The 14,540-nt window shown below is 63.5% G+C and carries 16 protein-coding genes; 9 read left to right on the forward strand and 7 right to left on the reverse strand.

All coding sequences use genetic code 11. The features are described 5' to 3' along the window. Positions 1-19 precede the first annotated feature (19 nt). Positions 20-1,216, reverse strand: a complete 1,197-nt coding sequence (locus M0D64_RS00880) for a PHB depolymerase family esterase (protein ID WP_266237962.1) — start codon at positions 1,214-1,216, stop codon at positions 20-22. Positions 1,217-1,573: 357 nt separating this feature from the next. Between M0D64_RS00880 and M0D64_RS00885 the strand changes: the two genes are divergently transcribed. The 4 genes from M0D64_RS00885 to M0D64_RS00900 all read left to right on the forward strand — a co-directional run bounded on the left by M0D64_RS00885 (position 1,574) and on the right by M0D64_RS00900 (position 4,613). Continuing rightward, entirely contained in the window at positions 1,574-2,275 is a 702-nt protein-coding gene (locus M0D64_RS00885) for a phosphatase PAP2 family protein (protein ID WP_171927050.1), read from the forward strand. 168 nt (positions 2,276-2,443) lie between these two features. Further along, positions 2,444-3,217, forward strand: coding sequence for a molybdate ABC transporter substrate-binding protein (gene modA, locus M0D64_RS00890; RefSeq protein ID WP_266256300.1), 774 nt, complete (start codon positions 2,444-2,446; stop codon positions 3,215-3,217). 18 nt (positions 3,218-3,235) lie between these two features. Continuing rightward, positions 3,236-3,910 carry a molybdate ABC transporter permease subunit gene (gene modB / locus M0D64_RS00895; RefSeq protein WP_266256301.1) on the forward strand — a complete coding sequence of 225 codons (675 nt, stop codon included), beginning with the start codon at positions 3,236-3,238 and terminating at the stop codon, positions 3,908-3,910. A gap of 1 nt (position 3,911) precedes the next feature. Further along, positions 3,912-4,613, forward strand: coding sequence for a sulfate/molybdate ABC transporter ATP-binding protein (locus M0D64_RS00900; protein ID WP_266256302.1), 702 nt, complete (start codon positions 3,912-3,914; stop codon positions 4,611-4,613). Positions 4,614-4,707: 94 nt separating this feature from the next. Here M0D64_RS00900 and M0D64_RS00905 read toward each other — a convergent pair whose 3' ends face one another. Together M0D64_RS00905 and M0D64_RS00910 are read right to left on the reverse strand one after the other, a co-directional pair. Next, positions 4,708-5,544, reverse strand: coding sequence for a TOBE domain-containing protein (locus M0D64_RS00905; protein ID WP_266256303.1), 837 nt, complete (start codon positions 5,542-5,544; stop codon positions 4,708-4,710). Positions 5,545-5,677: 133 nt separating this feature from the next. Further along, positions 5,678-6,061 (reverse strand): tautomerase family protein, encoded by a 384-nt coding sequence (locus M0D64_RS00910; RefSeq protein WP_266256304.1) that lies wholly within the window; start codon positions 6,059-6,061, stop codon positions 5,678-5,680. Positions 6,062-6,161: 100 nt separating this feature from the next. Here M0D64_RS00910 and M0D64_RS00915 point away from each other — a divergent pair, with 100 nt between their 5' ends. The 3 genes from M0D64_RS00915 to M0D64_RS00925 all read left to right on the forward strand — a co-directional run bounded on the left by M0D64_RS00915 (position 6,162) and on the right by M0D64_RS00925 (position 8,604). Beyond that, positions 6,162-7,013, forward strand: a complete 852-nt coding sequence (locus M0D64_RS00915) for a LysR substrate-binding domain-containing protein (RefSeq protein ID WP_266256305.1) — start codon at positions 6,162-6,164, stop codon at positions 7,011-7,013. A gap of 174 nt (positions 7,014-7,187) precedes the next feature. Further along, on the forward strand, positions 7,188-7,589 hold the full coding sequence (locus tag M0D64_RS00920) for a DUF2442 domain-containing protein (protein ID WP_200561362.1): 402 nt from the start codon (positions 7,188-7,190) through the stop codon (positions 7,587-7,589). 91 nt (positions 7,590-7,680) lie between these two features. Then, on the forward strand, positions 7,681-8,604 hold the full coding sequence (locus M0D64_RS00925; protein ID WP_266237948.1) for an HTH-type transcriptional regulator ArgP: 924 nt from the start codon (positions 7,681-7,683) through the stop codon (positions 8,602-8,604). Positions 8,605-8,617: 13 nt separating this feature from the next. Here M0D64_RS00925 and M0D64_RS00930 read toward each other — a convergent pair whose 3' ends face one another. Continuing rightward, positions 8,618-9,226, reverse strand: a complete 609-nt coding sequence (locus M0D64_RS00930; protein ID WP_266237946.1) for a hypothetical protein — start codon at positions 9,224-9,226, stop codon at positions 8,618-8,620. A gap of 112 nt (positions 9,227-9,338) precedes the next feature. Between M0D64_RS00930 and M0D64_RS00935 the strand changes: the two genes are divergently transcribed. Continuing rightward, positions 9,339-9,776: an MbcA/ParS/Xre antitoxin family protein gene (locus tag M0D64_RS00935; protein WP_054034811.1), complete on the forward strand. Its 438-nt coding sequence runs from the start codon at positions 9,339-9,341 to the stop codon at positions 9,774-9,776. After that, entirely contained in the window at positions 9,773-10,474 is a 702-nt protein-coding gene (locus M0D64_RS00940) for an RES family NAD+ phosphorylase (RefSeq protein ID WP_266256306.1), read from the forward strand. Before M0D64_RS00935 ends, M0D64_RS00940 begins: the two co-directional genes overlap by 4 nt. 21 nt (positions 10,475-10,495) lie before the next feature. Here the strand turns inward: M0D64_RS00940 and M0D64_RS00945 are convergent, their stop codons facing one another. From M0D64_RS00945 to M0D64_RS00955, 3 genes are all read right to left on the reverse strand, one after another. After that, complete coding sequence (locus M0D64_RS00945; protein ID WP_266237943.1) at positions 10,496-11,233, reverse strand: metallophosphoesterase; 738 nt, start codon at positions 11,231-11,233, stop codon at positions 10,496-10,498. A gap of 148 nt (positions 11,234-11,381) precedes the next feature. Next, positions 11,382-12,809, reverse strand: a complete 1,428-nt coding sequence (locus M0D64_RS00950) for a cytochrome c (RefSeq protein WP_266256307.1) — start codon at positions 12,807-12,809, stop codon at positions 11,382-11,384. A gap of 20 nt (positions 12,810-12,829) precedes the next feature. Next, complete coding sequence (locus M0D64_RS00955; protein WP_266256308.1) at positions 12,830-14,431, reverse strand: GMC family oxidoreductase; 1,602 nt, start codon at positions 14,429-14,431, stop codon at positions 12,830-12,832. Between the last annotated feature and the right edge of the window lie 109 nt (positions 14,432-14,540).

The raw sequence follows: 14,540 nt of genomic DNA on the forward strand, positions 1-14,540 counted from the left end.
TCGAAGTGTTGTTCCAACGTCACCGTGCGCCCGCCGAAGCTTCTGTGGCGGTGCTTTCAGCGATACGGCCGGTGCCCGTGCGGCGTTGGTGCCTGAAAAATTCCCACACCATGGCGCTTGCGTCCGGACCTTTGGCGGAATGGAAAGGTACGGCGTCATCGCCGCCACTCCATGCGTGCGCGAGCCCCTGGACACGGCACAGCCGCACCACGCGCCGGCCGCCGCGCAGGTAGTCGCGCATCACTACGCCACCTTTGCGCTCTTCCTTCACTTCGCCGGATTTGCGCGCGCCGTTCTCGTCGACGATCCGGTTCAGACGGAGAAACTGCACCGCCAACTGGTCCGCATTGACGGGCGCGACCACATGGTCGGTGTCGCCGTGGAGGATGATGGCCGGCATCCCGGGGTATTCAGCCACATTAACGAGTTCGTCGACCAGCTCGGCAGGCTCGCGACGCGCGCCGCGCCGCATCACGTCCATCGCCGCAATGCCGGAGCGAGCCTCGCCGAAAGCGGGGCCGGAATGCAACGCGACCGCCGCGAAACGCTCCGGGTAGTTAGCGGCCAGAAGCGCCGTCAGGCCGGCCCCGGCAGAGATTCCGGCGACATAGACGCGCTCGCTGTCGAAGCCGTGCTGGGCAACCAATGAATCCACCAGCGAGACGACCGCACGCGCCTCAGCACCACCGGCGCTGTCGCTGGCGTCGTACCAATGCCAGCAGCGATGCGAATGCACATGCTTCGACTGTTCCGGATAAACCACGGCAAAGCCGAACCGGTCGGCGAGCACGTTCATCCGCGTGCCTTCGGCGAATTCGTCAATCGACTGGGTGCAGCCGTGCAGCATCACCACCAGCGGCATCGCCTCGTGCGCATGGCCGGTCGGGATGTACAGCCCGTACTGAAGGTGGTTGACGAGCCGCCCAGGCGCGGTAGGCGCCGAATGGAACGAGCGCGTCCATGAACCGCTCGCCCATGCAGAGGCGCGCGGACGAACCCGCGATTCCCGTGGAGCGGCACGCGGCGCCTCGCGTTTCGCGGATGCGCGCAGCGCGGCCACCGGCTTGACAGGACGGACCTTGGCCGAAGGTTTGGTGGTAGCGACGCGTGCCGGCCGCGCAGTGGCGCGCTTGGTGGTTGCGTGAGTGTGCTCGGTTTGAATGGCGAGCAGCCGCTTAAGACCACGTAGCCAGATTTTCGACAGACTTTTTGCCATCGGCGGGTAACCTCGCAAAAAGGGACAGGTGTCGTTCGATCGAACGACGCTTTGTTGTGCAATGCACAATAACACCAATCCTCATGCGATGCTGACGGCCTTAGCCTCTGCCGGATACCGAATTTTCCGTCCGGCGAACCTTGCAGCAGCACCAACGTCAAACCATGGCAAAGCTTGTTCGCTAGCCAACGCCCCGTCACAAAAAGCCTGACGCGTGGCGAATCCCGCCCGCAGCACCCGTCTATACTGGCGGGTAAATAATGTCGGTAGACGCCTTCGCCGCGTCGGCGATTCGCGCCGTTCGCGCGTTAAACCATTACCAACCCGATTCTACGCGGCCTTGGTCGCGCCTTTGCCATGCCCGAATTACCTGCCCATCTGTGGTACTCGATCACCAGCCTCGGCGGCGCCGGCATGACGCTGCCGCTCGCGTTCGCCATCGCACTTTGGCTGGCGATCGGCTACACGTGGCGCATGGCGGCTGGCTGGTTGCTGCTGCTTGGCGCGGCCATCGGCGTTGTGACCGTGACCAAACTTGCCTTCCTCGGCTGGGGCGTCGGCGTGCGCGAACTGGATTTCACTGGCGTCAGCGGTCACGCCATGCTGTCTACCGCCGTCTATCCGGTCGCGTTGTTCCTGATGTTGCTGCCGGCGCGCCCGGCGATTCGTCTGCTCGGCGTCTTGTTGGGCCTGGCTGCGGGTATTGCGGTCGGCTTGTCGCGCGTCGTACTGAGCGCTCACTCACCGTCTGAAGCCGTAACCGGCTGCCTGGTCGGCGCGCTGGCGGCGCTCTTCTTCGTGCGCATGGCGTGGCATGCCGAGCCGGGCCGGTTGTCGGCGGCGCCCGTCGCCGCAAGTCTGATGATCCTCGCGCTGCTGATGCATGGTGTGCACGTGCCGACGCAACGCTGGGTCACACATATCGCGCTGAAGGTGTCCGGCCATGACCGGCCGTTCATCCGCGCCAAGTGGCGGGCCGTGCGCGACGTACGTCCCGCCATGACGCCGCTGTCGCAGACGCTCAACACGCTGACGCCGCCGCACTCGCCGGACGTCTGAAGCGCGTTCAATCGATTTCCTGTTTGGCAACTGAAGCCCACCCCTGCCGGCCCACGCGCCGCGTTATGCGCCTAATTGAATAATCGTCATGGGTACCGCTATAACCTTTCATATATTACGATAGCGTTTTAACCCGCTGCTCCGGCCTACGCCGGACATCCAGCCTTCATGACACTGTCCCGCCGCCTTGTGAAACACGCGCTGTTCATCGCCAGCGCCATCTCCGTTGCCGTCAGCGCCAACGCACGTGCCGACGAACTTGTGGTTTCCGCTGCCGCCAGCCTGACCAACGCGTTCAAAGCAGTGAGCGAGGTCTTCGAACAGCAGCGTCCGGGCACCAAGGTGCTGTTGAACTTCGGCGCTTCCGATGTGCTGATGCAGCAAATCGTCAAGGGTGCGCCCGCCGACGTGTTCGCCTCGGCGGATCAGAAAGCAATGGACAAGGCCGCAGCGGAAAAAGTGATCGTTCCGGCTACGCGCAAGGACTTCGCCGCCAACTCGCTGGTGCTGATCGTGCCGACCGACAGCCATTTCGCACCGGGCTCGCTGAACGACCTGACGTCGGCGAATGTGAAGCGGGTGGCTTACGGTGATCCGGCTTCGGTGCCGGTTGGCCGCTATACACAGGGCGCGCTGCAAGCCGCGGGCGTGTGGGACGCGGTCAGCGCAAAGGCTGTGCTGGCATCGAACGTACGCCAGAGCCTGGACTATGTGTCGCGCGGTGAAGTCGACGCCGGCTTCGTGTTCAGCACCGATGCCGCAGTCATGCCGGACAAGGTCAAGGTCGCGATGAACGTGCCGACACAAACGCCGATCACCTATCCAATCGCGCAGGTCGAAGGCAGCCGTCACGCGGCGGACGCGCAAGCGTTCATGAACTTTGTGCTCTCGCCGGCCGGCCAGGCCGTGCTCGCGAAGTACGGCTTCAAGCCCGCGCATTAACCTGGGTACCGCACGCACATGCAACAGGCCTGGATTCCGCTCCTGCTGTCACTGAAAGTGGCGGGCTGGGCCACCGCGCTCAATCTGGTGTCCGGCGTCGCGGCCGGTTTCGGTTTGTCGCGCTGGCGCTCCGGCGCGCGCGATGTGATCGATTCGCTGCTCATGCTGCCACTCGTTTTGCCGCCCACCGTGCTCGGCTACTACTTGCTGGTCCTGCTCGGGCGGCGCGGCGTGATCGGCGGATGGCTCGACAAGCTCGATATCCAGTTGGTGTTCACCTGGCAGGGCGCGGTGATCGCGTCGACGGTGGTGGCGTTCCCGCTCGTGCTGAAGTCGGCGCGCGCCGCCTTCGAATCCGTCGATCCGCAACTCGAGCGGGCCGCGCGCACGCTTGGCGTCAGCGAAACGGCGGTCTTTTTTCGCGTGACACTACCGCTCGCCGCTCGTGGCATCCTCGCGGGCGGTCTGCTGGCATTTGCGCGGGCGCTCGGCGAATTCGGCGCAACGCTGATGATCGCGGGCAACTTGCCGGGACGCACGCAGACACTATCGGTTGCGGTCTATTCGGCCGTGCAGGCCGGCGACGACAGCACCGCCAATTTTCTCGTGCTCGTGACTTCGGTGACGTGTGTCGTGATCCTGTTGCTCGCGGGCCGTCTGGTGCCGCAGCACACGCTTCTGACGTCCCGCTGATATGCTGCTCGCCGTCGACATCCGCAAAACCTTCGAGAGCGCCGAGCGCCATTTCACGCTCGACGTCTCGTTCAAGGCGACCACGCAGCGCGTCGTGCTGTTCGGGCCGTCTGGCGCGGGGAAGAGTTTGACGCTACAGGCCATCGCCGGCTTGCTTCGTCCCGACGAAGGGACAATCACGCTGCACGGCAACGCGTTGTTCGACAGCGCGCGCGACATCGATCAGAAACCGCAGGCACGCAAGATTGCGTATCTGTTTCAGGACTACGCGCTGTTTCCGCATCTGAACGTGCGGCAGAACATCGGCTTCGGGTTGCAGCAGGGTTGGCTCAATCCGCGCGCGCGAATCTCGCACCCACAAGTCGATTACTGGCTCGACGCGCTCGAGTTGAAAAGCGTGGCAGGAAATCATCCGGCGCAGCTTTCGGGTGGACAGAAGCAGCGCGTGGCGCTGGCGCGGGCGCTGGTCGCTGAGCCGCGCTTGCTGTTGCTGGACGAACCGTTTTCCGCGCTCGATAGCGCGCTGCGTCAGCGTATGCGCAGCGAGCTGTCGGACCTGCAGACGCGTCTGGATATTCCGATGGTGTTGATCACGCACGATCCCGACGATGTCGCCGCGTTCGGCGATCAGGTCGTGCAGGTCAGCGATGGTTGCGTGCGTGAGAACCATCCGTTTGCTGGGTACGAGCGCAGCGTGCCATAACGTCTGCGCGCGCCGTCGGATGGTTCGGGGCCATCCGGGACGCCACAATTCTCAGAATCGCCAGAGCCTGCGCCCTTCAGCGCCCTCGGCTCATTCAATCCTTCACGCCAAGAATCACGCTCGACGCCTTGAATACAGCGACCGCAGTCCCGCCTTCCACAAGCCCAAGCGTATCGACGCTTTGATTCGTGACGACCGCGGTAATCACCGCGCCGCCGTCCAACAGCAGCGACACCTCCGCGTTGACCGCCCCGCGCTTCACGCTCTGCACCGTGCCGCGCAACTGATTGCGCGCGGACAGTTGCAACGGCGCACCGCTTTCGTTCTCCACGAGCAGCACCACCCACGACGCCTTGATCAACGCAAACGCCGCCGCCCCCACCGCGAGGCCCAACGTCTCGGTACTTTCATGCGTGACTACGGCGACGATCGTATGGCCGCCTGGCAGCGCCAGCGACACTTCATCGTTGACCGTCCCGCGCGTGATGGCCGACACCGCTCCATAAAGCTGATTGCGCGCGCTCGTTTTCACGCCGATGCGGCCGATCAGATCCCAATCCGTTGCAAAGCCTTCGATCGCCGCGCCCGCGCGTTCGAGAAAACGCTGGTGCTCGCGTTCGACCGCCCGAAACGTATCGATCAGCTTCACGGCGCGCGGCGTGAGTATCGTGCCGCCACCGCCTTTGCCACCGGTCGAGCGCACGACGAGCGGCTCGCCGGCGAGATTGTTCATCGTGTCGACGGCGTCCCACGCGCCTTTGTAGCTCATGCCGATGGCTTTCGCCGCGCTGGTGATCGAACCGGTCTCGCCGATCGCCGCGAGCAGCGCGATCCGCGACGCGCCGCCGAGCGTTTGCGCGCCTGCCTTAAACCAGACGGAGCCGCCAAGTTCGAGGGCTTCGTGGGGCGGATCGGTGCGGTCGGATGTCATGGCGGCAGAGTGTCGGTGGGTGAGGAAAGGACAGCGAACCATTATAGCGACGCATCGTTGCCTGTCTGGCTGCCCCGCGCATCCATTCCCGCCCGCCTCAATTACGCGCAGGCCACCTGAGTTCGTCAGTCACTCAAACCGCGTACTGCGCGATTCCATTACCGAACGACCAATTCTCCTTCAGCACTTCGACGAGATTGATGAATACATCCTCTCGTCGCAGTCCGGGCGACTCCGCCAGTTCATCCGCCATGCGCTTGTACAGCGCCTTCTTCTGTTCGAGCGTGCGCGTATTGTTAAACGTGATCTGAATCACCACGAGATCGTCGCTGCGCTCGATGTTCAGGTACTGCCTGTCGTACACAAAATTGCCGGCTTCGTGCTCGGTGATCAGCATGAAGATGTCGTCTTTCGGCACATTGCACGTCTCCACCAGCGAACGCTGGATGCTCTCCGTCAGCGCCTTCCGATATTCCTCTGACTTGCCGGCGCGCAATGCGATTCGTGTGAGCGGCATGATGAAACTCCTTGGTCGCAGTGATTGGGTAAACACAGCTTAGGCGCGCTCAGTCATAATGAACAGCCATCTTTGGCTATTTCATCCATATTCAACTGAAATGAAAGTCCTCGATCTCGATGCGGTGCGCGCCTTCGTGCTGGTCGCCGATCTGCACAGCTTCACGCGGGCAGCGGACGCGCTCGATACCACGCAATCGGCCGTCAGCCTGAAGCTGAAACGGCTGGAAGCGCATCTCGGCAAGCAGTTAGTGGAACGTACGCCGCGTGTCGTGCGCCTTTCCGCGGATGGCAACGCATTCCTTGGCGCGGCCCGCGATCTGCTGAGCGCACATGAGCGGGCGCTGGGTTCGTTGTCCGTGGAGCGTCGGCGGCTCACGCTGGGGCTGAGCGAGCACGTCGCCGGAACGAACTTGCCGCAGTTGCTCGCGCGGCTCAACGCGCACGATCCGGGTCTGGTGGTCGAATTGCATCTGGGCATGTCCGCTGCGCTGCTCGCGCAATTCGACGAACGGCGCCTCGACGCCGTGATCATTCGCTACGGCGCCGATGAGCCGCCGCGTGACGACGCGCAAGTGCTGTTCAGCGAGCCGCTTGGCTGGCTCGCTACACCGGAATGGCTGCCGCGCGTCGGCGAGCCGTTGGCGCTGGCGCTGCTGAGTCCGCCGTGCAATGTGCGCGACGTCGCGCTGCACACGTTGAATGAGGCGGGGCTTGCGTGGCAGGAAGTGTTCGTCGGTGGCGGAGTGGCGGCGGTCGGCGCCGCGGTCGCGGCTGGTCTTGCGGTGTCGCCGCTGGCGCGCAGAGTGGCGCCGCGTGGATTGATCGATGTCGGCGCACGGCTGGGTTTGCCGCCGCTGCCGGAATCACGCGTGACCCTGCATTCGCGCGTGAGGGATACGCGGTCGATGGAGACGTTGCGGTTGGTGACGAATGGGTTGGCAAGCGCTTGAGACATTTGGGCGCTGTGCCATAAAAACCCAAGCGGCTACGGTATATAATCGTTGCCATGCCCATCATTGCCCGGATCGACGGGCTGATTCAGAACGCGAAGCGCGCCGGCTGGCAAAACGCATTAACGAAATGGTGCCGTTCCTGTGCTCCGCATGGAAAGGAATCCACTCATCATGAACAGCAGCGAAGAATGGCGGCTTGCGCGGGAACGCGGCGCTGAAACCGCCAAGCGTCCCGCCGCGCGTAGCGCCTGCTATAAACCGCGCACCAAACGGCTCGAAATTACGCTGACCAATGACATTTCGCTGCTGGTGCCAATCGCCTATATCGAAGGTTTGCACAACGCGTCGGCCGCGGATTTGCGCTCGATTGAGATTTTCGGTCTCGGTTCGGCGCTCGTTTTTCCCGCACTCGACGTCGTTGTGTCGGTGCATGGCCTGATCGACGGTGTATTCGGCTCGAAAGCGTGGATGCGCGATATCGGCCGCAGCGGTGGCAGCGTGAAATCCGAGGCGAAATCGGCGGCTGCCCGCGAGAACGGCAAGAAAGGCGGCCGGCCGCGAAAGGCTGCGTGAGGCGGCTAGTCGGTCGCCAGCATAGGTTCGGGCGAGCCACAGAACCGGCTAACGGACACCGCGTCGGCGTCATCTCTTTTAAAGGCACTCAGTGGACCTCGACCCCCGACAAACCGCCGCCGTCCGCGCGGTCATCGAAACCGGCAGCTTCGAGCAGGCTTCCGTGCGCCTGAACATCACATCATCGGCGGTATCGCAGCGTGTGCGGGCGCTCGAAACGCGCCTGGGCAATCCGCTGATCGTGCGCACGCGGCCCTGTCGCGCGACGCCGATGGGCCAGCGTCTGTTGCAATATCTACGGCGTGCCGCCCTGCTCGAAGACGACTTCGCCAGCGATCTCGCGGGCGCCAACGAAGCGCTGCTGAACGTCGCCGCCGCAGTCAACGCAGATACGCTGTCCACTTGGTTTTTCCCCGCGCTCTCCGAGATCCTGCTGCAGGAAAACGTGCTGCTCGATCTGACCGTCGACGACCAGGATCACACCCACGCGCTGCTCGCCTCAGGCCTCGCAATTGGCTGCATCACCACCGAACCGGCGCCGATGCGCGGCTGCTTCGCGGAACGGCTCGGCGCGATGCGCTACCGGCTGGTGGCGTCGGCGGCGTTCGTCGAGCGATGGTTTCCGAACGGCTTAACGCGTGAAGGCGCGCGGCGCGCGCCGGTGATCCTGTCCTCACGCAAGGACGCGTTGCAGGCGCGCTTTCTTGAGACGCGCTTCGGCCTGCCCCCGGAAGCTTATCCGTGCCACTACGTGCCCGCGCCAGTGCCGCGCTACATGGCGATCCAGCGTGGCCTCGCCTATGGCATGGTGCCCGAACTGGAATTCGGCGATGCCGTCGAGCGCGGCGAACTGGTCGACCTTGCGCCGAAGCAGCCCACCGACGTCGAGTTGTACTGGCACGCCTGGAAGGTCCAGTCGCCACGCCTCGAAAAGCTCTCGGCGCGCATCGTCGAACTCGGCCGCACGGCGCTGGGTCCGCCGGGCACCAAGGCCAAACGCAAACGCGCCGCCTGAATAGAACAGAGGGTCAGTGGAGAATCGGCGGCAACGACCCGCTGCTGGCGGTCGCCAGATTAGCGGGCGCGGTCGCCGCGGGACTTGCCGCTACGTTTGCGGCCTTGGCAGGCGCCTTCGTGTGAACCACGGCCGGTTTGGCCACGCTGGTTTTCGCCGTCACATTGACCACCTTGGCATGCGCTGCATGGCCTTGAACCAGGTCGGCGTGCATGATCCGGCCCTGCCCCGATTTCGCCTGAGCGAGTTGTGCGTGCGGCTTCTTACCCTGCGCCACCACCGCTGCCTTCGACTTAGGTTTGCCCGCGCCCTTCACCACGCCACCGTGGCCAACATTCCTGGCGGCGACCTTCTTCACGCTGCCGTGCGCTGCCGGCTTGGCACCGCTCTTCGACACCGACGCGACCCGTTGCGCCCCATGCTGCCCCTTCGCCGCCTGCTTCGAACCCGTCTTCGCGCCGGCGGTAGACTTGACCTTGGCGGCACCCGTCGTTTTCTTTGCGTGCTTCGCCGCATGCCCGGTCGACTCGGGCGGATTCCACACTTCCGCATAACCAGCGGCCATTGCCGCCCCGGACACGCACCACACTGCAACTGCCGTTGCTACTGCTCGAACCCACATCTCCTGCTTCTCCTGATCTTCGACTTCATAACGAGTCGGGATTATATTCTCTTGCAAAAATCCATTTTTAGACTAATATCAACAACAAGTACAGATAAGGACTCACCTCATCATGGCTCACGCCGCCCGCGTCACCCAGCCCGAACCGCCCATCCGCCGGCCGGTTTCGGAACCCACGCTCACGGAAATGTCGGCGGCAGGCCTGCGCGCGTTCTTCAACATCGCGCGAGACTGGGACTTGAGCGCCGAGGAGCAGATCGTGTTGCTCGGCTCGCCGGGCCGTTCCACCTACTTCAAGTGGAAATCCGCGCCGGGAACCGCACGTCTGGGGCGCGACACGCTGGAACGCCTGTCGCTGCTGCTCGGCATCTATAAGGCGCTGCAGATCCTGCTGCCGCAGCCCAGCGCCGCCGACACCTGGATCAAGCGCCCCAACAGCGCGCCGCCGTTCGGCGGCCGCCGCGCGCTGGACCGCATGCTGGCCGGCAACATCAGCGATCTCGTGGCCGTGCGCCAGTATCTCGACGCGATGCGAGGCGGCTGGGCGTGACAGAACCGCATTGGCAGCACCGCTGGCGCAGCGCGCCGCTCGACTGGTCGCCCGCGTATCGCGTGATTCCAACGCGCTTTCCGGCCGTCAATCTGTTCGACCGGGTCGCATCGCCCGAAGATTTCGACGCGCTCTACGCGCTCGAAGCGATGACCAACGACCGCCTGCGCACCGAAGTCGGCGAACTCGATCTCGTGCCGCGCGAGGAGCGCCGTTTCGGTCCGGGCTATGGGCCGATCATGGCCGCGTTGACACACCTGAATCCGCTCGGCAGCCGCTTCTCGGACGGCACGTACGGCGTGTTTTATTGCGCCCGTTCGCGTGCCACTGCGATCGCGGAGACGCGCTATCACACGGGGAAATTTCTCGAGGCGACAGCCGAGCCACCCATGCGGCAGCAGATGCGGCTCTACACCGTCGTGGCGCAAGGCAACGTGGTCGACATCCGCGACGACGCATCGCTCGATCTCGCGGTGCTGTCGCCCAACGACTATGTCGCCGGACAATCGCTCGGCCGTGCCGTACGCGAGGGGGGTGCGCCGGGCATCGTGTATCCGTCGGTGCGGGATGACGAAGGCGAGTGCCTCGCCGCGTTCAGAACCACGCTGCTACGCGATTGCCAACACGCGGCGTATCTGGAATACAACTGGAATGGCACGAGCATCGATATCGTGTTCGAGCTCAATCAGGTGGGCTAAGAGCTAAGAGACTCGAAACAATCAGGGTAGGGCCAACGCCGCCGCCCCGCTCTCCCGCGCCGCCTCAACCGAGATCGACCAGCGCCGCAATGCCTGTGGCTCCACGATGGTCAGCTTGCCACCGGGCCCGAACGCGCCGGTGTCGATGAAAATCTGCGAGCCGATCTGCTGGATGTCGCGCATCGGCGTATGGCCGCAATAGGTCAGCGAAAGCCCATGCTGCCGCTGCGGATCGCCATTGCCCAAGGCCAGATCCCGCCCCCACAGCAATTGCTGGCGCGTTTCGGCGGAAAAATTCCCGGCGTCGAGTTCGGCGTCCGTGCCGAAGAATTCGGCATGCAGAATATTAAAGCGCTCCTTACCGCTGCCGACCACGCGTACGAGCGGCAGTGGCCGCAGACGTTCGGCGTAGTGCTGCAAGCGTTCGTCGGACAAACTCGCCGCCCATATCCCGCCGATGCCATACCACCACTGGCGCCGCAAGCGCCCATCGGCGACAGCGCACAAGGTATCTTCATGATTGCCGAGCACCGCGTGAAACCACGGCTTGTCGAGCAGGGCCAAAGCCTGCTCGGAATGTTCACCGCGGTCTACCAGATCGCCGACCGAAAAGAGCCGGTCACGCGCCGGATCGAACGCGATGTCGCGCAGCAGATAGCGCAGCGCATCGACACAGCCGTGCAAATCGCCGACGACAAAGTCGCGGCCGCTCCGATTGGCCGGATGATGCTGGACGGAGTTGACGAGTACGGAATCCATTCGCTCATGATAGTGCGGCATCCGCAAGTGCGTATGCGCGTTGCCTATCTTATCCTGACGTCCCGCATCGTTCGAATGACGTAGAAACGACGCAAAAACGGCGCGCCTCCGGCAGAACTTACCGGAAAACGCGCCGTTCGCGCACTCATTATTGCTGGGCACGCAGCTTGGCGACCTGATCCACCGTTACCGTGGACTGCGGATTGCCGAACTGTTTGGTCACGTAATTGGTGATAGCCGCCACCTGGTCGTCGGTAAGCTGGGTGCCGAACTCGGGCATCAACACGTCAGCCTGTTTCGTCGTACGACTGACGCCGTGCAGGATCACCATCGCCAGATTGTTGGCATCGCTCGCGCCCACCGCCGAGTTGTGAATCAGTGACGGATACGCGCCCGGCGCGCTGGCGCCGACACCCTGACCTGTCCAGTTATGGCACGTCGCGCAATTGGCGATGAACAGTTGCGCACCGTTCACCGCATTGATCTTGGTGCCGCGCAGCGCGGTGACATCGTCGACGGCGGGATTGCCCCACTGGTCGCGCGGACGTGATTCGCCGCCGTTGATCGGCGGCACCGAGCGCAGATACGTGACGATCGAGCGGACGTCCTCGTGCGTCAGATACTGCGTGCTGTCGGTCACCACCTCGGCCATGGGGCCCGCCGCATTGGCGCGGCCCGGCGCTGCGCCGGTCGACAGATACGCCACCAGCTCGTCATCGCTCCAGTTGCCCACGCCGCTGTTCTTGTCCGACGTGATGTTGTACGCATGCCAGCCGGCCTGCACCGCGCCGGAGAAGCGCGAACTCGTCTTCAAGCCCTGCGTGAAATTGCGCGGCGTGTGGCATTCCTCACAATGCGCAAGACCCCGGACCAGATACGCGCCGCGATTCCATTCGGCGCTTTGCTTCGGATCGGGCACGAAGCGGCCTTCGTCGAAATTGAACAGGTTCCAGAACACCATCAGCCAGCGCAGATTGAAGGGGAATTTCAGGCTGTTGCTCGGCGGCGCGTAGTGGATCGGCGTGAGTGTGTTCAGATACGCGCGAATCGCCAGCACGTCCTGATCGGTGACCTTGGTGTATTCCGCGTACGGGAACGCCGGATAGAGCCGTTCGCCGCTCTTGCCGACGCCTTCATGCATCGCGCGCAGAAAATCGGTGTCGCTCCATTGGCCGATGCCGGTATCTGGGTCGGGCGTGATGTTCGGCGTCACGATCGTACCGAACGGTGTGTTGATCGGCAGGCCGCCCGCGAACGGGCGTGCTTTGTCAGCGGTGTGGCAGGCGACGCAATCGCCGGCACGCGCAAGGTATTCACCGCGTTTCACGAGATCGCTGCTGGTCGCCGCCATCGATGTGGCCGCCGCCTTGTCCGGTTGCGCAGCGTTGTCCGCGTGGGCCTGCGTGATCGGCAGCTCGTCGTTATGTCGTGCGATCGGCCCATGCGCTTCGTGCCAGGCGACATACAACGCAAACAGCGAAAAGACGGCCGCCAGCGTCGCCACCCGGAAGTGCTGACGACGCGCACGCTGAACAAGCGCATCGGCCGGCTGCACGCGAGAGGTGTTCTTCGTCATTGTGGCTCTCCGTTCAGGGCTCAGATTTCACGCTTGAGCTTGTCGGCAAGTTTCAGCGACAAGGCGGCGATCGTCAGCGTGCAATTCACGGAGGCCGCAGTCGGCATCACGCCGCTGCTGGAGATGAACAGATTCGAGTGATCGTGTGTGCGGCAATCCGCGTCGACAACCGAATCGCCTGGATCGCTTCCCATGATGGTGGTACCCATGATGTGATTGTTCGGCGCGAAAGTATCGTCGAACGAGACCTCGGCGCCGCCGAACAGCGAGGCGATCTGCGCATACAGTTCATGCGTGTTCGCCGCGCTCTTCTTCACGTAATCGTTGATCGAGTAGTAGATCTCGGGCTGCGGAATGCCGAGCGCATCCTTGTGATCCGCCGAGGGCACCACGCGGTTCTGCGGCTCCGCCAGATGCTCGTGAAAACTGTTGATGTTCAGCGTGCGCGACGCGCGGTCGCGAATCTGCCGGTCGAGTTCGGCGCCGGTGAGGCCTTGTTTCAGCAGATCGGCGGTCACGCTCATGGTCGGCACGCCATTCGACAGATGCAGCTTTTTCGCTGCGTAATCGGAGCGGAACGCGCCGTCGCGGAAGTTGACGATCGAGGTCATCTCCATCGGCCCGCGTCCGGGCCACAGCGGTTCGTTGGCGAGGAAGGTGACGCCCGTGCCCGGATGGTCCATCAGGTTGCGGCCCACCTGGTCGGAGCTGTTGCCAACGCCGTGCGGAAATTTGTCGGAAGTCGACATCAGCATCAGCTTGGGCGTTTCGATGCCGTTCGCGGCGAGTACGAACAGCTTGCCGGTCACGCGTGTGCTGTTGCCGTTCGGGTCCTTGTAGTGGACAGCCGTGATGAGCCCTTTGTTGTCCGCTTCGACGCGGTACACGACCGCCTCGGGAATCAGCTTCGCGCCGGCCTGTTCGGCCTTCTCCGCGTGCACCACGCCGTTGTACATCGCGGCGATCGGGCAGATCGGCATGCAGTTGTTGTTGCCACAGCAGGTGGGCCGCGCATCGTACGGACGGCTGTTGCGCGCCACCGGTTCGGGCACAACCTTGAAGCCTTGTGCATTGAGCACGTCGCTAAAGCGCTGATCCATGTACGACAGCGGCAACGCGCTCATCGGGTAGGGCTTGGAGCGCGGCGAACCGAGATCGATCGTGCTGTCCGGACCGGAAACGCCCAATTGCATTTCAGCCGCTGAATACCAAGGTTCCAGCGTTTCATACGGATAGGGCCAATCACGTCCCACGCCGTACAGCTTGTGCAACTGGAAGTCCGACGGCAACAGCCGCCACGCAGCGGCCGCCCAGTGCCACGTCGTGCCGCCGACCAGCCGCACATACTGCGAGTTGTACGGATAGTCGCCTTTCTGGATCAGATAATTGTTGGCGGGTGCGTACTCGGGATGCGGCGCGTAAGGCGTGGAGGGATAGGGTGTCGCGAAGTCGGACTTGGCCGGCGAATTGCGGAAATTCTCGACGATCTGCCAGCGCGGAATGCGCGGCCCGGCTTCGAGCAGAATCACCGACGCGCCGGCCAGCGCCATTTGATGCGCGACCAGTCCACCCGCCACGCCCGACCCGACTACGACGATGTCGGCGGAATTTGAGTTTGCCATTGTTACCCTCTTTTACTGGCTTATCTTTGCTTGCTGATCTCGCGTACCGGCGTTTCGTCGAACGGCTCAATCAGGCCATGCGACGACAAGGCGCGCGTGAGAGGAACAT

This window comes from Paraburkholderia sp. WS6 (assembly GCF_030464835.1).
Lineage (GTDB): Bacteria > Pseudomonadota > Gammaproteobacteria > Burkholderiales > Burkholderiaceae > Paraburkholderia > Paraburkholderia madseniana.